17 protein-coding genes and 1 tRNA gene are annotated in these 20,339 nt (G+C 61.1%); 15 read left to right on the top strand and 3 right to left on the bottom strand.

All coding sequences use genetic code 11. The features are described 5' to 3' along the window. Positions 1 to 131 precede the first annotated feature (131 nt). Positions 132 to 1,178: an NAD(P)-dependent alcohol dehydrogenase gene (locus NCHU2750_RS09250; protein WP_119940170.1), complete on the bottom strand. Its 1,047-nt coding sequence runs from the start codon at positions 1,176 to 1,178 to the stop codon at positions 132 to 134. A gap of 186 nt (positions 1,179 to 1,364) precedes the next feature. Between NCHU2750_RS09250 and NCHU2750_RS09245 the strand changes: the two genes are divergently transcribed. The 3 genes from NCHU2750_RS09245 to ilvC all read left to right on the top strand — a co-directional run bounded on the left by NCHU2750_RS09245 (position 1,365) and on the right by ilvC (position 4,105). Next, the gene (locus NCHU2750_RS09245; protein WP_119940169.1) at positions 1,365 to 2,267 is read left to right on the top strand and encodes an AraC family transcriptional regulator; all 903 of its coding nucleotides are present in this window, start codon (positions 1,365 to 1,367) and stop codon (positions 2,265 to 2,267) included. Positions 2,268 to 2,387: 120 nt separating this feature from the next. Continuing rightward, the gene (locus NCHU2750_RS09240; RefSeq protein ID WP_119940168.1) at positions 2,388 to 3,047 is read left to right on the top strand and encodes a TetR/AcrR family transcriptional regulator C-terminal domain-containing protein; all 660 of its coding nucleotides are present in this window, start codon (positions 2,388 to 2,390) and stop codon (positions 3,045 to 3,047) included. 38 nt (positions 3,048 to 3,085) lie between these two features. Beyond that, positions 3,086 to 4,105, top strand: a complete 1,020-nt coding sequence (gene ilvC / locus NCHU2750_RS09235; RefSeq protein WP_119940167.1) for a ketol-acid reductoisomerase — start codon at positions 3,086 to 3,088, stop codon at positions 4,103 to 4,105. A 48-nt stretch (positions 4,106 to 4,153) separates the two neighbouring features. On the opposite strand, the gene NCHU2750_RS09230 is transcribed toward ilvC, so the two are convergent. Then, positions 4,154 to 4,705: a hypothetical protein gene (locus NCHU2750_RS09230; RefSeq protein ID WP_162939563.1), complete on the bottom strand. Its 552-nt coding sequence runs from the start codon at positions 4,703 to 4,705 to the stop codon at positions 4,154 to 4,156. Positions 4,706 to 4,858: 153 nt separating this feature from the next. Between NCHU2750_RS09230 and NCHU2750_RS09225 the strand changes: the two genes are divergently transcribed. The 9 genes from NCHU2750_RS09225 to NCHU2750_RS09185 all read left to right on the top strand — a co-directional run bounded on the left by NCHU2750_RS09225 (position 4,859) and on the right by NCHU2750_RS09185 (position 13,776). After that, positions 4,859 to 6,103 (top strand): aminotransferase-like domain-containing protein, encoded by a 1,245-nt coding sequence (locus NCHU2750_RS09225; protein WP_119940165.1) that lies wholly within the window; start codon positions 4,859 to 4,861, stop codon positions 6,101 to 6,103. Positions 6,104 to 6,239: 136 nt separating this feature from the next. Beyond that, positions 6,240 to 7,220: an ABC transporter substrate-binding protein gene (locus NCHU2750_RS09220; RefSeq protein ID WP_119940164.1), complete on the top strand. Its 981-nt coding sequence runs from the start codon at positions 6,240 to 6,242 to the stop codon at positions 7,218 to 7,220. A gap of 12 nt (positions 7,221 to 7,232) precedes the next feature. Further along, positions 7,233 to 8,927 carry an ABC transporter permease gene (locus tag NCHU2750_RS09215; RefSeq protein WP_119940163.1) on the top strand — a complete coding sequence of 565 codons (1,695 nt, stop codon included), beginning with the start codon at positions 7,233 to 7,235 and terminating at the stop codon, positions 8,925 to 8,927. Then, entirely contained in the window at positions 8,915 to 9,937 is a 1,023-nt protein-coding gene (locus NCHU2750_RS09210) for an ABC transporter ATP-binding protein (RefSeq protein WP_119940162.1), read from the top strand. The genes NCHU2750_RS09215 and NCHU2750_RS09210 overlap by 13 nt, the downstream gene beginning before the upstream one ends. A 55-nt stretch (positions 9,938 to 9,992) precedes the next feature. Then, positions 9,993 to 11,102: an endonuclease/exonuclease/phosphatase family protein gene (locus NCHU2750_RS09205; RefSeq protein ID WP_119940161.1), complete on the top strand. Its 1,110-nt coding sequence runs from the start codon at positions 9,993 to 9,995 to the stop codon at positions 11,100 to 11,102. Next, positions 11,099 to 11,851 (top strand): NUDIX hydrolase, encoded by a 753-nt coding sequence (locus tag NCHU2750_RS09200; RefSeq protein ID WP_245480372.1) that lies wholly within the window; start codon positions 11,099 to 11,101, stop codon positions 11,849 to 11,851. The genes NCHU2750_RS09205 and NCHU2750_RS09200 overlap by 4 nt, the downstream gene beginning before the upstream one ends. A gap of 67 nt (positions 11,852 to 11,918) precedes the next feature. Then, positions 11,919 to 12,836, top strand: a complete 918-nt coding sequence (locus NCHU2750_RS09195) for a PhzF family phenazine biosynthesis protein (protein WP_119940160.1) — start codon at positions 11,919 to 11,921, stop codon at positions 12,834 to 12,836. A 167-nt stretch (positions 12,837 to 13,003) separates the two neighbouring features. Continuing rightward, positions 13,004 to 13,079 (top strand) — tRNA-Lys (locus NCHU2750_RS09190). Between the two features lie 151 nt (positions 13,080 to 13,230). Continuing rightward, positions 13,231 to 13,776, top strand: a complete 546-nt coding sequence (locus tag NCHU2750_RS09185; RefSeq protein ID WP_162939562.1) for a BA14K family protein — start codon at positions 13,231 to 13,233, stop codon at positions 13,774 to 13,776. Between the two features lie 41 nt (positions 13,777 to 13,817). Here NCHU2750_RS09185 and NCHU2750_RS09180 read toward each other — a convergent pair whose 3' ends face one another. After that, on the bottom strand, positions 13,818 to 14,753 hold the full coding sequence (locus NCHU2750_RS09180) for a LysR family transcriptional regulator (protein ID WP_119940158.1): 936 nt from the start codon (positions 14,751 to 14,753) through the stop codon (positions 13,818 to 13,820). Positions 14,754 to 14,891: 138 nt separating this feature from the next. Between NCHU2750_RS09180 and NCHU2750_RS09175 the strand changes: the two genes are divergently transcribed. The 3 genes from NCHU2750_RS09175 (at position 14,892) to NCHU2750_RS09165 (ending at position 20,272) form a co-directional block, all read left to right on the top strand. Continuing rightward, on the top strand, positions 14,892 to 15,689 hold the full coding sequence (locus NCHU2750_RS09175; RefSeq protein ID WP_119940157.1) for an alpha/beta hydrolase fold domain-containing protein: 798 nt from the start codon (positions 14,892 to 14,894) through the stop codon (positions 15,687 to 15,689). Between the two features lie 66 nt (positions 15,690 to 15,755). Beyond that, positions 15,756 to 16,940 carry an efflux RND transporter periplasmic adaptor subunit gene (locus NCHU2750_RS09170; RefSeq protein WP_119940156.1) on the top strand — a complete coding sequence of 395 codons (1,185 nt, stop codon included), beginning with the start codon at positions 15,756 to 15,758 and terminating at the stop codon, positions 16,938 to 16,940. 119 nt (positions 16,941 to 17,059) lie between these two features. Next, positions 17,060 to 20,272, top strand: coding sequence for an efflux RND transporter permease subunit (locus tag NCHU2750_RS09165; protein WP_119940155.1), 3,213 nt, complete (start codon positions 17,060 to 17,062; stop codon positions 20,270 to 20,272). The last annotated feature ends 67 nt before the right edge of the window (positions 20,273 to 20,339 follow it).

The following is a 20,339-nucleotide window of genomic DNA, read 5'->3' as shown; positions in this document are numbered from 1 at the left end:
TCAATCATGGCTGGAGTTCCATCGGCTGTATGGGCAGATTCTTCCACCCCGGAATCTTGAATTTCCGGAGGTCGAATCAGAAGGGGCGACCCTTTCGAGCCGCCCCTCATATCCGCCATAAAATCGTTCGATCAGGCGTCGAGCGAGGCCATGTCGATGACGAAGCGGTAGCGGACGTCGCTTTTCAGCACGCGTTCGTAGGCTTCGTTGACCTGCTGGATGTTGATCTTCTCGATTTCCGAGACGATGTTGTGCTTGCCGCAGAAATCCAGCATTTCCTGGGTTTCCTTGATCGAGCCGATCATCGAGCCGGCCAGCTGGCGGCGGGCGGGAATGAGCGAGAAGGCGTGGACCGGAATGGCATTTTCCGGCACGCCGACCACAACCATGGTGCCATTGACCTTCAGCAGGCCGAGATAGGCGTTCCAGTCGATCTCGGCGGAGACCGTGCAAATGATCAGGTCGAATGTGCCGGCAAGTTTCTCGAAGGTCGAGGCATCACTGGTGGCATAGTAATGCTTTGCGCCGAGTTTCAGGCCGTCTTCCTTCTTGGAAAGCGACTGCGACAGGACCGTGATGTCTGCGCCCATGGCCGCGCCGATCTTGACGCCCATGTGGCCGAGGCCGCCCATGCCGACGATCGCAACCTTCTTGCCGGGACCGGCGCCCCAATGATGGAGCGGGGAATAGAGCGTGATGCCGGCGCAAAGCAGCGGGGCGGAGGCATCGAGCGGCAGGTTGTCCGGGATCTTCAGGACATAGCCTTCCTTGACGACGATCTGGTCGGAATAGCCGCCCTGGGTCGCGGTCTTGCCGTCGGCCTCGACACTGTTGTAGGTCTGGACCAGACCGGGCATGTACTGCTCGTTGTCCAAGTCGCGGGTGGCGCAGCCAACGCAACTATCGACGAAGCAGCCGACGCCGACATGATCGCCGACCTTGAAATTGGTAACCTTGGAGCCGACGGCCTTGACGACGCCGGCGATCTCATGGCCCGGCACGATCGGATAGACGGCGTTCTTCCATTCGTTGCGGACTGTGTGGATGTCCGAATGGCAGATGCCGGCGAACTTGATGTCGATGACGACGTCGTCTTCGTTCGGTTCGCGGCGCTCGAAGGTGAAGGGCTTGAGCGGGCTCGTGGCGTCGGTCGCGGCATAGCCTCTTGCGATGGGCATGGAAAACTCCATTCATTCATGGGTGGAAATCAACGGCCGGACTATGCGTCCGGGGATGGCGGGAGCGTTAGATCGATCCTCCGTTGTTCTTGCACGATCCTGCAAAACTCCGGCGGTGCGCTCGTTGCACGATGCGAACCGCGCTATAGAATGCGCAGAGAGATTTCTGCGCAGAAAGATGGTCAGATGACGCTGCCTTTCAATCCCTATCAGGAGATTGCCTCGATTGCCGGGCGCCATGCGACCAGCAATGGTGAAACTATGACGGCCCTGGACGGTGTGCGGATCAGCCGGCAGACGTCGCCGAGCGCACCTTGCCACGGCAGCTACCGGCCATGTTTTGCGATGGTGATCCAGGGTGCGAAAAGCGTGCAGCTGGGCAGCGATACGATCAATTACGGAGCGGGGGACTATCTCCTGACCTCGCTCGATCTTCCCGTCGCATGGCGCGTGGTGGAGGCAAGCAGCGAGGTCCCGCATTTCTGCATGACGTTCGCCATCAGCAGCGACAAGGTGCTCGACCTGATGGGATCTACGGGACTCACGAGGCCGGCGGAGCCTGTCAAGGGACAGCGTGGCATCCTGGTCAATGTCGCCACTCCCGAACTGCTCGATGCATCCGTGCGGCTGATGCGCTTGCTCGATCGTCCAGACGATATTCCGGCACTGGCGCCTTTGATCGAGCGCGAAATCCTCTATCGCATCCTGACCGGTCCGGCCGGAGCGCAACTGATCAATATCGCTGTCACCGACAGCCATGGCCACCGGATTGCCCGGGCCATCTCCTGGCTGAGGGAGAATTTCACCAGCCCGCTGCGGATCGAGGAACTGGCCGAGCATGTCAGCATGAGTGCCTCGTCCTTCCATCATCACTTCAAGTCGATTACCGCGATGACGCCCGTGCAATACCAGAAGCACCTTCGGCTGCACGAGGCCCGGCGCCTGATGCTGGTGGAAGGGCTCGATGCCGGAAATGCCGGGCATCGGGTCGGTTACCAGAGCCCGTCACAGTTCAGCCGCGAATACAGCCGGCTTTACGGCTTATCACCGGCGCGCGACATGGACGCAGTGCGCGATACAGCGGGCTGACCCGCGCTCCATCTATTCCTGTCATGGTCGCCCATGGTTCCATTGTGAGGACTTGACGGAGCGCAGAATTGCTTTATACGGCAGAACCGTACCGTACGGTACCTGAGAGGAGCAAGCCCCGTGAGACCCGATAGCGCCGAAGCGCCGCAATTTTCGTCCCGCCAGAACGAGGTTCTGGAACAGGCACTTCGTCTGCTTGTCGAAGGCGGCGACAAGGCGCTTACGACCTCCGGTCTGGCGCGCGCAGCGAGCTGTTCGAAGGAAAGCCTCTACAAGTGGTTCGGTGATCGCGACGGTCTGCTTGCGGCCATGATCGCCTATCAGGCAAGCAAGGTGCGCACGACGGAGCGGTCCGGCGAGAAGCTGACCGACGAGGTGCTGAAGCAGCGGCTGGACCAGTTCGCGCGCGATCTCCTGGAGGTTCTGGCGGGCGACGTTTCGCTGGCACTCAACCGGCTGGCGATCGGCCAGACGAGCCGCGACGGATCGAAGCTTGGCAAGCTTTTGGTCGAGCATGGTCGCGGCCAGATCGACCGGCGCGCGATGGCGCTGATCGACGCTGGAAAGCGGGCAGGGCTCTTGCGTTTCGACAATGCCGATGCCGCCTATCACACATTCTACGGCCTGATCGTTTCCGACCTGCATGTTCGCATGCTGCTTGGCGAACCGGGCCTGAGGGACAATGCGCGCCAGGCGGAGAGGGCGGTCGATGCCTTCCTGTCGCTTCACGGCGCGACACAGAAATCGGCGGAAACCTATCGCGTTTCCGCTGGACGATGAACAACTGAAGCAAACACTCGCATAGGGAAGGAACTAAGATGCGCGTTTATTATGATCGGGATGCCGACATCAATCTCATCAAGTCGAAGAAGGTCGCCATCATCGGCTACGGCTCCCAGGGTCGCGCCCATGCGCTGAACCTTAAGGATAGCGGTGCCCAGAACGTGGCCATCGCGCTCAAGGCCGGTTCGGCAACCGCCAAGAAGGCCGAAGCCGACGGCTTCAAGGTCATGACGGTTGCGGAAGCCGCCGCATGGGCCGACCTGATGATGATGGCGACGCCTGACGAACTGCAGGCCGATATCTACAAGGCAGAGATCGCCGGCAATATCCGTGACGGCGCAGCGATCGCCTTCGCCCACGGCCTCAATGTTCATTTCGGCCTGATCGAGCCGAAGGCGTCCGTCGACGTCGTGATGATCGCGCCGAAGGGCCCCGGCCACACGGTTCGCGGCGAGTACCAGAAGGGCGGCGGCGTTCCCTGCCTCGTTGCCATTCATCAGAACGCTTCCGGCAATGCGCTTGATCTGGCTCTCTCCTACGCCTGCGGCGTTGGCGGCGGTCGTTCGGGCATCATCGAGACCTCGTTCAAGGAAGAATGCGAAACCGACCTGTTCGGCGAGCAGGTGGTTCTCTGCGGCGGTCTGGTCGAGCTCATCCGCGCCGGTTTCGAAACGCTGGTCGAAGGCGGTTATGCGCCGGAAATGGCTTATTTCGAATGCCTGCACGAAGTGAAGCTGATCGTCGACCTGATCTATGAAGGCGGCATCGCCAACATGAACTACTCGATCTCCAACACGGCAGAGTGGGGCGAATACGTCACCGGCCCGCGCATCATCACGGAAGAAACCAAGGCCGAGATGAAGCGCGTCCTCAAGGACATCCAGACCGGCAAGTTCACCTCCGACTGGATGCAGGAATACCGTTCGGGTGCTGCCCGCTTCAAGGGCATCCGCCGCATGAACGACGCCCACCAGATCGAGGAAGTCGGCGCCAAGCTGCGCGGCATGATGCCGTGGATCGGCAAGAACAAGCTGGTCGACAAGGCCGTCAACTAAGTTTCTTCGAAGAGTTCGATCAATTCAGGCCGGAGCGCAAGCTCCGGCCTATTTGTATAATGAGCCGACAAATATTTTGTTTTGCGCGAGTATGTCGTTTGCGTCGTCTAGATATTCATTCAAGCATTTTAGGAAATCTGTAAGCCTGAATACTTTCTGGCTAAATTTGTCGGATTTTATGGCTATAGCAGCATCTATCTCATCTGTATTTTCGACAATTTTCATGATGTCTGTTTCGACGTATTTTCCGACGTCTTTGTAAATTAATATTTCTACGCCATGTAGGATGTTGCCGATGATGTCCCAGCAATTTTCCTGGCGACTTTGATGTTTCCCGCTGGCGTCCTTGTACGCAGAACGAACCTGTTTGCTTTTCAGGGCAGACTGGCTTTTCGTCATTTCTGCCAAGCGTCGGGTTGAGATGGAAAGTATTATAAGGTCTTTTTGAGCGAGCTCTTCCGCTATCGAAAAGTATTCTCCGAATCCAATTATCTTTAAGCTGCGGGAGGTGGCATATGCTGCCAACCTAGCGATTTTTTCGACGGCTTCGTTATAGGCGTGCGAACATAATTGGGCGTTGAGTTTTAGAGTTGCTGCCACTTTGCGCCATACCGCTGGAGGGGAATGTTTTATTATAAGCCGAATGTTTGAAATTTTCCATTATCGTACCGAAAATCGATAAGTCAGCATTGCTGACCTATCGAAACTTTTGTAAAGCACGGGCAACAAAATTGAAACAAGAGGAAACATCCCGTGCTTGATTGGGAACATATCTTCGCCAGCCGCTCCAGCCGGATGAAGGCTTCGGAAATTCGTGAACTGCTGAAACTCTTGGAACAGCCAGACATCATCTCGTTTGCAGGCGGGATTCCCGATCCTGCGCTGTTTCCTTCCGAGGCCTTCCAGAAGGCCTATGCGGATATCTTTTCGAGTGCGCAGGTAAACTCGGCGCTGCAGTATTCGGTCAGCGAAGGCTACAAGCCGCTGCGCGACTGGATCGTTGCCGATGTCGCCAAGATCGGCATCGACTGTACCGCCGATAACGTGTTCATCACGTCCGGGTCGCAGCAGGCGCTCGACTATCTGGGCAAGCTGTTCCTGTCGCCGAAGGATACGGCGCTCGTTACGTGGCCGACCTATCTCGGCGCGCTTTCGGCCTTCAACGCCTATGAGCCGAGCTATGACCAGCTGTCGCTCAACGGCAACCGCACGCCCGATGCCTATCGCGAGACGGCAGCCAAGGCGGGTGGTTCCGTGAAATTCGCCTATCTGTCGGCGGATTTCTCCAACCCGACGGGCGAGACGATCGATCTGGAGGGGCGCCGGAAGCTCCTGGCGCTTGCCGACGAGCTGGATATCGCCATCCTCGAAGACGCGGCCTACCAGAACCTGCGCTTCGATGGCGAGCCGGTATCGCCGATCCTTTCGCTCGATATCGCCCGCAAGGGCGGCATCGAGAACACCCGCACGATCTATAGCGGCAGCTTCTCCAAGACGCTGGCGCCGGGCCTGCGTGTCGGCTTCGTCATCGCGGCAATGCCGGTCATCCGCAAGCTGGTGCTGATGAAGCAGGCGGCCGACCTGCATTCCTCGACGATCAACCAGATCGCCGTCGAACATGTTGCCGTGCGCGGGTTCGACGAGCAGGTCGCCAAGATCAAGCGCGTCTATAGCGGACGCCGCGATGCGATGCTGGCTGCTCTTGAGAAATACATGCCGAAGGGAACCAGCTGGACGAAGCCGGAAGGTGGCATGTTTGTCTGGGTGACGCTGCCCGAGGGTATGGACGGCGCGGAGCTTCTGGCAAAATCGCTGGCAAGCGAGCGTGTTGCCTTCGTGCCGGGCAAGGCCTTTTTCGCCGATGGCAGCAATGCCAACACACTGAGGGTAAGCTTCTCCTGTGCCAACGACCAGATGATCGACGAGGGCATCAAGCGGCTCGGCCGGCTGATCGCCGGTGCCACGGTCGATCACCATGAAAGCCTGCCGATTATGTGACTTTAAGTCGTAAAAAGGGCGATATCCGTGGGGTTTCGCCCTTTTTTGCAGTTTCCGTTTGCATCGGTCGAATACTGTCACATGCGTGTCGTTGATCTGTGTTCTTAGCGGCGTCATCTTAAACAGGATGACCTCGATGACAAAGCTTCTGTCCACCTTTACGGCGCTTGTTGCGCTCGGTCTCGCCGGCACCGCTTCGGCTGCCGATCTGGTTCTCTATACCAGCCAGCCGAACGAAGACGCGCAGCAGACCGTCGATGGTTTCAAGGCCGCCAATCCCGGCCTCGACGTGCAGTGGGTTCGCGACGGAACTCCACAGATCATGGCGAAGCTGAATGCGGAACTGCAGGCCGGAAACCCGGTTGCCGATGTTCTCTTGATCGCCGACACGGTGACGCTGGAGCGGATGAAGGAAGCCAAGCAGCTGATGGCCTACAAGTCGCCGGAAGCCGCCAATTACGACAAGGCATTCTATGATGCCGACGGCTACTATTATTCGACGAAGCTGATCACCACCGGCATCATGTACAATACCCAGGCGGCCATGAAGCCGACCAGCTGGGAAGATCTCACCAAGCCGGAAGCCAAGGGCCTCGTCACCATGCCGAGCCCGGTGGCCTCGGGTGCGGCTCTCATCCACGCGCAGACGCTTGCTGCCGTGCCGGGCCTCGGCTGGGACTACTACAAGAAGCTCAAGGACAATGGCGCAATCGCTGCCGGCGGCAATGGCGGCGTGCTGAAGTCGGTCGCCACCGGCGAAAAGGCCTATGGCGTCGTCGTCGACTACATGCCGATCCGCGAAAAGGCCAAGGGCGCACCCGTCGAGTTCGTCTTCCCGAAGGAAGGCGTATCGGCCGTGACCGAGCCGGTCGCGATCATTGCCGGCACCAAGCATGCCGAAGCCGCCAAGAGGTTCATCGACTACGTCCTGTCGGAAAAGGGCCAGGAAGGGTTCTTGAAGCTCGGCTATATCCCAGCCCGCAACGGCATGCCGGTTCCGGCCGGTTTCCCGGCCCGCGACACGATCAAGGTTCTGCCGATCGACCCGGCGTCCGCGCTGAAGAATTCCGAGGCCGATGTGAAGACATTCACCTCGATCTTCGGCGGCAAGGGCTGATACACGTCTCTTATGTCGCGCATCGTCAATGGTGGAAACAGCCAGCCGCGCTGGCTGTTTCCTTTTGTCCTCATCGTCATCTTCATGCTCAGCCTGCTGCCGCTCGGGCGGCTGGCCGCGACCGGCATCGCGTCCGCCTTCAAGGGCGGTGCGCGTGATATCATCACCGATCCGGCGCTCTGGCAGTCGGTCTATTACACGCTGACGACGTCGTTCTTCGGCATGCTGGCGGCGATCGTGCTCGGCGGCGGCTTTGCGCTGCTTCTGACGCTGTTCGACCTGCGCGGCAAGACGTTGCTGGGTTTCCTCTTCATGCTGCCGACGATGATACCGCCGCAGGTGACGGCGCTGGCCTGGATCGGCATGACCGGTCCTTCCAGCACGCTCCTGAAGGCGGTTGGACTTGCGCCGCCGCTCGGCAGCCCGCAGCCGCTCTATTCGGTCGGCGGCATCGCGCTTCTCTATGGCGTGCAGCATGCGCCGCTCGTCTATCTGGCACTGAGGGCCGGGCTTCTGGCATTGCCGAGAGATGCCGTGGAGGCCGCACGGCTTTCGGGCGCCTCTTCCTGGCGGGTGCTGATCGATATCATCCTGCCGCTGTCGCTGCCGGGGCTCGCCGCCGGGGCGGCAATCGCCTTCGTCTCGGGTGTCGGCAATTTCGGCATTCCCGCCATTCTCGGCATTCCCGCCTCGATCTACACGCTGCCGACGCTGATCTACGCGAAATTTGCCGCTTTCGGGCCGGGCACATTCGCCGATGTCTCGCTTCTCTCCGGCTTGATCGCGCTGATGGCGGTGATCGGCCTTGCGGTGGAGGAGCGGGTGCTGCTGGGACGCGACTACCGGGTCATCGGCCTGTCGGGGCAGGTGGCCGTCTTCACGCTCAAGGGCTGGCGCTGGCTTGCTGAAATCCTGCTCTGGGTGACGCTTTTCGTCATTCTGGCCATGCCGCTCATGGCGCTGGTCGCAAGTTCGCTGGCACCCGCCTATGGCGTGCCTCTGACGCCGAAGACCGTGACCTTCCATGCCTATGACGAAATCCTCTTCCGTCAGTCGATCACGCGGGTGGCCTTCACCAATTCGATCGGCTTGTCGCTGGCAACGGCGATCGGACTGCTGGTGATTTCGGTTCTCGTCGGCTATTTCCTGGTGCGCAGCAAAAGCCGGCTGGTGCCGCTGATCGCGGCCGTCGCCGAAATCCCCTATGCGCTGCCGGGCGTGGTGACGGCGGTCGCCTTCATCCTCGTCTTCGCGGCTCCGATCCCGGTTCTCGGCTTCTCGATCTACGGCACGATCTGGATCATCCTGATCGCTTATTTCTCGCATTTCTTCGCCGTCGGCCTCAAGCCGGTGGTGAGCGCCTTCCGGCAGATCGATCCATCGCTGGAGGAGGCTGCAAGGCTTTCCGGGGCGGGGTTTGCCCGTCGGATGATCGACATCACCGTGCCGCTCGTCGGTCCTGCTGCCGGTGCCTCGGTCATTCTCGTTTTCCTGATCGCCTGTAACGAACTGACCGTCTCCGCCCTTCTCTGGTCGGCCGGGACACAGACGCTCGGCGTGGCAATCTACAATCTCGATGACAGTGGCAGCTTCAATCTCGCCGCCGCACTTTCGGTTCTTGTCGTCATCATGGTAATCGTGATGATGCTGGTTCTGGAACTGCTGGCGAACAGGCTGCCCAAAGGTGTGGTCCCGTGGCGCAGTTGATCCTCAACCAGATTTCCAAGAGTTTCGAAGGGACCGGCCGCGCGGCCGTCAACGACGTCTCGCTTGCGGTCAGGGAGGGCGGGTTCCTGGCCTTGCTCGGCCCTTCCGGATGCGGCAAGACGACGGTGCTGCGGATGATCGCCGGCTTTGAACAGCCGAGCGGCGGACGTATCACGCTTGGCGAGAGAATTCTTGCCGGCGACGGCCATATGGTGGCGCCGGAAGATCGCAACATGGCGATGGTTTTCCAGTCCTATGCGCTCTGGCCGCATATGAGCGTCGCCGACAATGTCGGTTATCCGCTCAAGGTTCGCGGCGTGACCGGCGAGACGAAGCGGCGCAAGGTGATGGCAGCATTGTCTGCGGTGCGGCTTGAACCCTATGCCGACCGCCGGCCGGCAGATCTTTCCGGTGGCCAGCGACAGCGTGTGGCGCTGGCGCGCTGCCTCGTCACCGAGCCGGATGTGGTGCTGCTCGACGAGCCGCTCGCCAATCTCGACCGGCATCTGCGCCAGGAGATGGAAGAGACATTCCGTGAATTTCATGCGCGGTCCGGCGCGACGATGATCTATGTGACCCACGACCAGGCGGAGGCGATGGCGCTCGCCACCGACGTGGCGGTGATGTCGGAAGGCCGGCTATTGCAGGTGGCAAGCCCGCAGGAGATCTATGCGCGACCGGAGGGACGGCTGGTCGGCGGGCTGGTGGGGCAGGGTGCCATTCTCTCCTGGCCGGCTGCGTCTGCGGCACACCGGTCGATGGACTGGCAGATGCTGCAGCAACTGCTGACCCAGGGCGGCGGCGATGCCGACATTCTCGTGCGGCCCCAAGATGTGGAAATTGCCGGGGAGGGCATGGCAGCGAAGGTCACTTCCGTCCTCTTCGAGGGTGAGCGCTACGCCTTGAAGCTCACGCTCGGCGACGAACAGGTCCTGCGTGCCTATAGCCGCCATCCGGTGAATGTGGGCGACGATGTCTCTGTCGTGATCCGCTCGGCCTGGAGGCTCTGACGGTAGCCAGACGCGTTTCAGCTGATAAGCTGTCGGCTGCAATCGGGAATCATGCATGTCTCTGCGGCTCGGCACGTTCAACATCGAAAACCTGATGACGCGCTTCGATTTTTCCGGATGGCGCAATCAGTTGCGGCAGGACAGGGTGATCCGCCTCTTCGAGGTCGGCAGCCGGCAGGAATACGAACAACTCGAACAGGCAAGGCAGATCGCCGAGACCGACGACACGCGGCAGCTTTCGGCGCTGGCGATTGCCGAGGCGGATGCCGATATCCTCTGCCTGCAGGAGGTCGACAACATGCCGGCGCTGCAGGCCTTCGAATACGGCTATCTCTATCGCATGGTCGGCAACGGCTACCTGCAGAAATTTCTGGTGCAGGGCAATGACGGGCGCGGCATAGACGTGGCGGTGCTGATGCGCGAGCGGACCTTGACCGGCGAGCGGATCGAGGTCGTCGACGTGCGCAGCCATGCGATGCTGACCTATCAGGATCTCGATCTGTTCAACGACGAACTGGCGCTGACCAACAAGCCGTCCGACAAGATCTTCAAGCGCGACTGCCTGGAACTGGAACTGAAGATCGGCGGGAAACCGTTCCTTCTTTACGTCGTGCATTTCAAGTCGATGGGCAATGTACGCGACAACAGGGACGGGCGGACCGGCACGATGGCGATCCGGGTCGCCGAGGCGAAGGCGGTGCGCCATATCATCGAGCGGCAGTTCGGGCCGGAGAATGTCGACAGTGCCAGCTTCGCCATTTGCGGTGACATGAACGACTACCAGGAACGGGTGAAGGTGATCGGCACCCGTCGCAGCGGCTACAGGTTCGAGCCGGTGCGCGAGGAGGCGAGCGCGCTCGACGTGTTCAGCCATGACGGATTTGCGGAAAATGTCGTGAGGCGCCGCGACGAGATGGATCGCTGGACGCTCTACCACGCCCGCGGGCCAGAGGAGCAGCATCTGTGCCAGCTCGACTATATCTGGCTGTCTCCGACGCTTGGCCGCGCCAATCCGTCAGCCGTGCCGGACATCATCCGCAACGGCCAGCCGTTTCGCACCGTGTTTCCGCCGGGGCAGGAGGTGGAACTCTTTCCCCGCATCGGCTGGGACCGGCCGAAGGCATCCGACCATTGCCCAGTTGTGGTGGAGCTCGATCTGCCATGACGATGAGGCTGGAGGACGTGCTAACCCTTGAGGGCGTGTGGCCGCCGCCGAAAAATCCGGTCCAGGTTGATGGCTTCGATCTTCGCGTCGTCGAGGGGCCGCATCCGCTTCACGCCGCGCACGGGGACGAGATCGAGGCCAATTGGGTCGAGGAGGCGAAAGCCAACCCGCATCTTTTCAACGGCCAGATGGTGCTGCAGCGGCATCTGGCATTCGACAAGGGCGTGGTCCGTGGGGTGGCGCATGTCATTCCCTATTCGGCGCTGCTCTGGTGGCGCAAGCAGGCGGATCCGGCAGGCGCGCTGCATCTTTTCGGCTTCGCGGTCATCGTGTCGTCGGACAATGCGATCGTGGCGATCCGGATGAGCGAGCGGACCGCCAATCCCGGCCAGGTCTATTGCGCTGCGGGGTCCCTCGACCTGAGCGACATTGTCGATGGCAGGCTCGATCTTGCGGCCAACATGCGCCGCGAAGTGGCGGAGGAGACCGGGCTCGACCTTGACGAGGCAAGCACCGAACCGCATTTTTACGCCAGCCACGCGAACAATCGTGTGGTGGTTTTCCGCTTCTATCACTTTGCGGTGACATCTTCGGATCTCGTGGCGCGCATCGAGGCGCATATGCCTCACGACGAGGAGCAGGAAATCGACGGCGCGGTCGTTATCCGCTCGGCCGATCGCCGGGCACACCACTATAATCCTTTGATGTATCCGATCCTCGACTGGCATTTCGGCCTGCCGCGGCGCTGAGCCGCCAGTCTTGCACATGGTCGCATGGTAAGGCAGGGTGCCCCCACATTCTTTGGGAGGGAGTGACGTGGCAAGACGCTATGCCATCTACGATGTATTCACCGGTCAGAGACTTTCCGGCAACCCGCTTGCCGTGATCTTCGATACGGATGGGCTGTCCGATGAAGCGATGCAGGCGATCGCGCGGGAAATGAACCTGTCGGAGACGGCATTCATTCTTCCGCCCGAGGGCAGCGGGCATGCCGCAAGGCTGCGCATCTTCACGCCGGCGAAGGAATTGCCGTTTGCCGGCCACCCGACAGTCGGCTCGGCGATTGCACTGGCGGAACGGGACCACCCTCCGGGCGAGACGGACCTCGATCTGATGGCGGTGCTGGAAGAGACGGTCGGGCCGGTGCGCTGCGCCATCCGCATGCGCAAGGGCGAGGCCTCTTTTGCGGAATTCGAATTGCCGAAGCGTCCTGCAAGGATTGACATGCCGCTGGACCGGCAGGGGATTGCCGATGCGCTGACGGTCAAGTCTACCGACATGGCCTTCGAGAACCACGTTCTGTCCGTCTGGACGGCAGCCGTTCCCTTCGTGCTGATCCCGCTCAGGAACCTTGCGACCGTGCAAAATCTTGAATTCGAATCGACGCTTTGGGAGCGGGTGGCACCCTTCGTCGACGGAACCTTGGCCTCGGCCTATGTCTATTGTCGCGGTGGCGTCCACCATCAGGCAAAGTTTCATGCGCGGATGTTTTCTCCCGACATGCGGATCTGGGAGGATCCGGCGACAGGAGCCGCGGTCGCTGCTCTTGCGGGAGCGGTGCAGCAATTCGATGCGCTGCCTGACGGGCATCATCCGATGATCGTCGAGCAAGGGTTGGAAATCGGCCGCCCGTCCTTCATCCACCTGCATATCGATTCCAAGGGCGGCGAGATCGCCAAGGCCCGGATCGGCGGGCAGGCGGTGAAGATGGCAGAGGGCGTTCTCCACTTCTAAAAAAATGAACTCACGGAAAAGCCTGAAAAATAAGGGGTTTAGCCGTTCTATCGATTTTTTTTGAGCAGTTGCACAAAGAAAATCATTCTGGCCGCTAGACAAGCCAAAAGAAGCCCTTTATACGCCCACTCACACCGACGGCGCAGGCCACTGATGCAGTCGGTTTCGGGTGATTAGCTCAGTTGGTAGAGCAGCTGACTCTTAATCAGCGGGTCGTAGGTTCGAGCCCTACATCACCCACCATCTCTTCTTAAACCACAGATATGACAGTAGTTTAGGCGGCGAGATTATTTTCGCGAGAGCGGAACTTTTCGGATGTTCCGCGCATTTTCGTGGCAATTCGAATCCAGCCGGTGTCACCAGCGTGCGTGCTATCCTCCCCCAGATTGTTCTCTTGGCCAGTGTCGTCACGATTGTCCTGTCCGGGCTGGCTGCGGTGCCGCAATTCATCGCGGACCCTGCTCCCCATCATTTTGCTCACCTGGACACTCCCGACCTGTGGACCTCGGCCCCTGTCGTTGTCGATCCGGCGAAGGAGACCTATCAGCGTATAGCGGGCCTGCCGGTCGTCGCGGATGTTCCGGCAACCGATGGGGACGTGCAGGTGGCAGCACGGGCGCCGGATCGCGAGAATGCGCCTGACGCAGGTGGTGATCAGGAGAAGACCGTGGCGCTACAGCCGGCGGTTCAGCGGATCGCAGGCACGGACGCCAATAAGGCTTTCCATGCGGAAAGTCGCGAACCGGCTGCCAGCATCGCCGCCACCTCTCCCGGCTCGCAGAGCGTGGAACAGCAGCAGTCGGCCGACGCGGGCGCTTCTGCTCCGGATGCACATGAACAATGGTGCCACGAGCGCTACCGCTCGTACCGGCCCGAAGACAACAGCTACCAGCCATTCGACGGCGGTCCGCGCAAGGCCTGCACTTCGCCATACGGCTGAGGCTGCAGACTTTACGGTGACAAGGGTCGCGTGGTGGCCGCTCAGCTCGCCTCACGCATCATCTGGCGGTTTTCCTCCACTTTCAGGTCCTGGACCCGCTTGGCGAGCCAGTCCACGACGACGCGCACCTTGTTGCTCAGGTGGCGGGTCTGGGGATAGACGATGTAGAGCGGGAAGGACTCGCAGACCCAGTCGCTCAAAACGGGCACGAGACGGCCCTCCTGGAGCGGTTTCTGCGCCATGAAGCGTGGAACCTGGGCAATACCGACGCCGGCTATGGCTGCATCGAGATAGGAGCGGGCATCGTTGACCGAGACGATGTAGTTCGGATCGATGTCGACCTGTTCCTCGCCACGGCGAAAGTTCATCTGCATGATGCGACCTGATGGTGCCTGAAGATAGCCGACGCAGCGATGCCCTTCGTTCAGGTCTGCGGGATGGCTCGGGTCTCCCATCTTCTCCAGATAGAGCGGTGCGGCATATGCCTGCATGCCGATTTCACCGACCTTCCGCACAATCAGCGACTGGTCCGTCGGCGTGCCGCCGCGCAGGGCGCAGTCGACGTTTTCGGCGATATAGTCGACCAGCCGGTCGCCGACGCCGATGTCGAGCTTGATCAGCGGATAGCGGTCATGGAAGTCGCATAGGTAGGGAATGACAATCAGGTCGGCGAAGGCGCCCGCCATTTCCAGGCGAACACGTCCGCTCGGCTGGGTCTGCGAGTTGGACAGGCTGCCGTCGAGTTCGTTGATGTCGGCGAGGATCTGGGTGGCGCGCTCGTAGTAGAGAGCGCCATCATTGGTGACCATGACGCGCCGCGTCGTGCGGTTGAGCAGAGTGGTCTTCAGGTGCGCCTCAAGCGCCTGAACCATGTTCGTCACCGTGGTCTTCGGAATATCGAGTGTGGCGGCCGCACGGGTGAAATTGCCGGTTTCGACCACCCTGACGAAAACGCGCATTGCCGATAGCTGATCCATGGCCGGTTCCTCTCGATGCGATTATCCGTGATTTTGGAAAAGTGTTGCCGATCTCGGCGGATTGCGCTTTTCTTTCGGAACAATAATATCTGAATACGAAATCGCCGCAAGAGCTGTGGCCAAAAGGTAGAAAACGTCATGTCACCGCAATGGGAAACACTGGAAATCGACGGGCCCTGGAAGGCCTCCGTTCCCGTGCGTATCCATAAGGGCAATGTGCAGGGCGGCAAGCCGCCGATCGTGTTGTACCTGAAAGGTGATGCATTCCAGCAGCCGACGCCGGATGCGGCCCCAAGCCCGGTGATCGGCGCGCTCGAGGATGCGGGTGCGGTCGTGGTCGAGGCGGATTACGGCAGTGTTTCGGGCAATGTCTTCCCGAAGGCGATGGAATGCGCATTCCTTGCCCTCCACGGGCTCAACGACAAGCTCAACCGGCACGGCAAGGGCAAGTCGCCTCTGCTGATCGCCGGCGATGAAGCCGGTGGCAATGTGGCTGCAGGGGCGGCGCTCAAGGCAAGGGACCAGATGCCGGGCAGGCTTGCCGGGCAGGTTCTCCTGTCGCCGATGATCGATCCGATGATGACCTCTGCATCGATCCGGGGCGCGGACGAGATCGGCATGCGCGAGCGCTGGTCGGATGGATGGAGCCACTATCTCGGCTCGGCCTGCACGCTGCAGCACCCATACGCGGCGCCTTGTCTCTGTTCGAGATTGTCGGGGGTGGCGCCGGCACTGGTGATGACATCGGAAGACGATCCGCTGCGCGATGAATCGCTCGGCTATGCCGACAAGCTGGCCGGATCCGGAGTGAAGGTCACCAAACGTATTCTGCCCGCCGGCAGCGGCTGGACGGGATTGTATCACGGTATCGGCGGTGTCTGGCTTGCCAGTCTCTGCCTCGAGTTCTCGGCCTTTATCCGCCAGGTGGCGTCGTAAAGGCCTGCATTTTCTGAAAGTTCCAGGAATCGATAACAGCCTCTCCCAGGGCTGAAGGAGTTCACAATGACAGCGAAGACAACCCGCTGGGCCCTGTTGGGCGCCGGCCTGACGACTTCTGCGCTCTTTGCAGGCGCAGCCTTCTATCTCGACATGCCTCGCGGTGCCAATGCGGCGTCCGAGGCGGTTGCCGCGGCGTCACCGGCCGTGCCGGTCACCGTTGCGACGGTGGAGCCACGCCGGGTCGGCACCTGGCAGGACTTCTCCGGCCGCCTGGAGGCCGTCGACCGCGTCGACGTGCGTCCGCGCGTGGCTGGCGCCGTGCAGTCGGTGCATTTCCGCGAAGGCGGACTGGTGAAGGCCGGCGATCTTCTGGTGACGATCGACCCGGAACCCTTCAAGGCGGCGCTTGCCGAAGCGCAGGGGCAGGTCGCCTCGGCGCAGGCCAAGCTCGACTATGCCAATGGCGAACTCGAGCGCGGCAAGACGCTGCTTGCCCGCAACACGATTTCGCAGAGCGATCTGGCGCAGCGTGAAAGCAGCCAGCGCGATGCTGCCGCAACGCTTCAGTCTGCCCAGGCAAGCCTCAAGGTCGCTCAGCTCAATCTTGGCTATACCGAAATCCGCGCCCCGATCGACGGCCGGGTCGGCAAGATCGAGGTGACGGTTGGCAATCTGGTTGCCGGCGGCTCGTCGTCCGATCCGCTGACGAACCTGGTTTCCATCAACCCGATCTATGCGAGCTTCGATGCCAACGAAGAGCTGGTGACCCGCACGCTCGCCGAACTGCCGGTCGTCGATGGCCAGCCGGCCATCGATCATGTTCCGGTGGAAATCTCGACGCTTGCACCGGGTGCTGAGCCGATGAAGGGCCATCTGCAGCTGATCGACAACCAGGTGAATGCCGGCACCGGCACGATCCGGGTGAGGGCGGTGTTCGACAATCCCGAGGGCAGGCTGATTCCGGGCCAGTTCGTGCGCATCCGCATGGGCGAGCCGCAGCCGAGCGAACGCATGCTCGTCAGCGAGAAGGCGCTCGGTAACGACCAGGACAAGAAATTCGTGCTGGTGGTCGATGGAAAGAACACCGTGGCCTATCGGCCGGTGGTACTCGGCGATGCCGTCGATGGCATGCGGATCGTCGAGAAGGGCCTGAATGCCGGTGACCGCGTCATCGTCAACGGATTGCAGCGTGTGCGCCCCGGCGCAACGGTCGATCCGAAGGACGAAGCCAAGGTCGCTTCAAACTAACGAACCGGACCGTTCAGGCGGTCTTTCAACACTATGGACCCTTTGGTCGCCCGTGGCGGGACGCTGCGGGCGCAAGGGCTCTGTTCGCCTAAAAAGTCGCTCAGGAGAGGGCTCAAGAGATGAACATATCTCGCTTTTTTATCGACCGGCCGGTGTTTGCGGCGGTCCTGTCCGTGCTTATCGTGGTCTCAGGCCTGCTGGGACTGCGGTCACTGCCGATCTCGGAATATCCGAACGTCGTGCCGCCCTCCGTGGTGGTGAAGGCAACGTATCCGGGCGCCAATCCGAAGGTCATCGCCGAAACCGTCGCAACGCCGCTCGAAGAGCAGATCAACGGCGTCGAGGACATGCTCTACATGAACAGCCAGGCGACCTCGGACGGCGTGCTGACGCTGACCGTGACCTTCAAGCTCGGCACCGATCCGGACAAGGCGCAGCAGCTGGTGCAGAACCGCGTCAGCCAGGCCGAGCCGCGGTTGCCGACGGAAGTGCGCGCGCTCGGCATCACCACGGTCAAGAGCTCGCCGGACTTCATCATGGTCGTCAATCTGGTGTCCGATAGCGACCGCTACGACCTGACCTATCTGCGCAATTACGCGACGCTGAACATCAAGGACCGGCTTGCCCGTATCGAAGGTGTCGGCCAGGTGCAGATCTTCGGCGCCGGCGACTATTCGATGCGCGTGTGGGTCGATCCGCAGAAAGCCGCAGCGCTTTCGCTGGCCGCGACCGACATTACCAATGCGATCAACGGGCAGAACGTGCAGGCCGCGGCCGGCATCATCGGTGCCTCGCCGACCGTGCCCGGCGTCGATCTGCAGCTCAATGTCAACGCCCAGGGACGTCTGACGACGCCGGAGCAGTTCGGCAACATCATCGTCAAGACCGGTGCGAATGGTGAAATTACCCGGCTGAAGGACGTTGCCCGCATCGAACTCGGTGCTGCCGATTACACGCTCCGCTCGCTGCTCGACGGCAAGCCGGCAGTCGCTATCCCCGTGCTGCAGGCTCCGGGCTCGAATGCGATCGAAATCTCCAATGAGGTCCATGAAACCATGGACGAGTTGCAGAAGGCGATGCCGGAAGGCGTGAAGTACCAGATCGTCTACGACACGACGAAGTTCGTGCGCTCCTCGATCGAGAAGGTTCTCGACACGCTGCTCGAAGCAATCGCGCTCGTGGTCCTCGTCGTCATCCTGTTTCTGCAGACATGGCGTGCCTCGATCATTCCGCTGATCGCGGTTCCCGTCTCGGTCATCGGCACGTTCGCCGTCATGTATGCCTTCGGCTTCTCGATCAACGCGCTGACGCTGTTCGGTCTGGTGCTGGCGATCGGTATCGTGGTCGACGACGCGATCGTCGTCGTCGAAAACGTCGAGCGCAATATCGAGAACGGGCTAAGTCCCCGTGAGGCGACATATAGGGCGATGCGCGAAGTGTCCGGCCCGATCGTGGCGATCGCGCTGGTGCTTGTGGCCGTCTTCGTGCCGCTGGCCTTCATCACCGGCCTGTCGGGCCAGTTCTACCGCCAGTTCGCACTGACGATCGCCATCTCGACGGTCATCTCGGCGATCAACTCGCTGACGCTGTCTCCGGCGCTGGCCGCTCTTCTGCTCAAGGATCACCATGCGCCGAAGGACTGGCTGACGCGCGGCATGGACAAGGCGCTCGGCTGGTTCTTCCGCCGCTTCAACCGTGCTTTCGGTGCGGCAGCGAACGGCTATGGCCGGACGGTGGGCGGCCTCCTGTCACGCAAGAGCTTCGTCATGGTGCTCTATCTGGTGCTCGTCGGTTCGACCTATTTCATGTTCCATACCGTTCCGGGCGGCTTCGTCCCGGCGCAGGACAAGCAATACCTGATCGGCTTTGCACAGCTGCCTGACGGTGCAACGCTCGACCGGACCGAAGACGTCATCAAGCGGATGAGCGACATCGCCATGGAACAGCCGGGCGTCGAGCACGCGATTGCCTTCCCCGGCCTGTCGATCAACGGTTTCACCGTCGGCTCCAACTCGGGCATCGTGTTTGCCGTGCTTGACGATTTCGACAAGCGCAAGACGCCGGATCTTTCGGGCGGTGCCATCGCCATGGCGCTGAACCAGAAGTACGCCGGCATCCAGGACGCGTTCATCGCCATGTTCCCGCCGCCGCCGGTCAACGGTCTCGGTACGACGGGCGGCTTCAAGCTGCAGATCGAGGACCGCGCCGGCTACGGCTACGAGGCTCTTGACCAGGCGACCAAGGCGGTCCTTGCCAAGGCGGCACAGACGCCGGAACTGACGGGTATCTTCTCGAGCTTCCAGATCAACGTGCCGCAGCTTTATGCCGATCTCGACCGTGCCCGTGCAGAACAGCTCGGCGTGTCGGTAACGGATGTATTCCAGACGCTGCAGATCTATCTCGGTTCGTATTACGTCAACGACTTCAACGCTTTCGGCCGCACCTACAGTGTGAGGGTTCAGGCGGATGCGCAATATCGCGCCAAGGCCGAGGATATCGGCCAGCTGAAGGTTCGTTCGCAATCCGGCGAGATGATCCCGCTGTCGGCGCTGCTCAAGGTCGACGCCTCGGCCGGTCCCGAAAGGACTACCCGTTACAACGGCTTCCTCGCCGCCGATATCAACGGGGCTCCGGCACCGGGCTTTTCGTCCGGCCAGGCGGAGGCTGCAATCACCAAGATCCTCAAGGAGACGCTGCCATCTGGTATCGACTTCGAATGGACGGACCTGACCTACCAGCAGATCCTTGCCGGCAATTCGAGCTTCATCGTCTTCCCGCTCGCGCTGCTGCTCGTCTACCTGGTGCTGGCTGCGCAGTATGAAAGCCTGACGCTGCCGCTTGCCATTATCATGATCGTGCCGATGGGCGTGCTCGCGGCCCTGACCGGGGTCTGGTTGACGGGAGGCGACAACAACATCTTCACCCAGATCGGGTTGGTGGTGCTGGTCGGTCTATCGGCGAAGAACGCGATCCTGATCGTCGAATTCGCCCGCGAACTGGAATTTGCCGGACGCAAGCCGCTACAGGCGGCTGTCGAGGCCAGCCGGTTGCGCCTGCGGCCGATCCTGATGACGTCGATGGCGTTCATCATGGGCGTCGTGCCGCTGGTCGTCTCCACCGGCGCGGGTGCCGAGATGCGTGCCGCCATGGGCGTCGCAGTGTTCTCCGGCATGATCGGGGTGACCTTCTTCGGCATCTTCATGACGCCCGTCTTCTACATCCTGGCAAGGCTGCTGACCGGCAACCGGCCGCTGCGCCAGCATGGAAGTGAGCATCCGGCCCCCGAGGCACACAATAGCGAGACTGCGCCTGCTCTTTCTCCAGCAGAATAGGCGCACGGGTCGGCCGTAATCACCAGTTCCGGTTTGGCCTTCAGCCGCGCGGGCACGCGATGCCCGC

This window comes from Neorhizobium sp. NCHU2750 (assembly GCF_003597675.1).
Taxonomy (GTDB): domain Bacteria; phylum Pseudomonadota; class Alphaproteobacteria; order Rhizobiales; family Rhizobiaceae; genus Neorhizobium.
The sequence above is the reverse complement of the archived record's forward strand: the minus strand, read 5'-3'. Positions and strand labels throughout refer to the sequence as shown.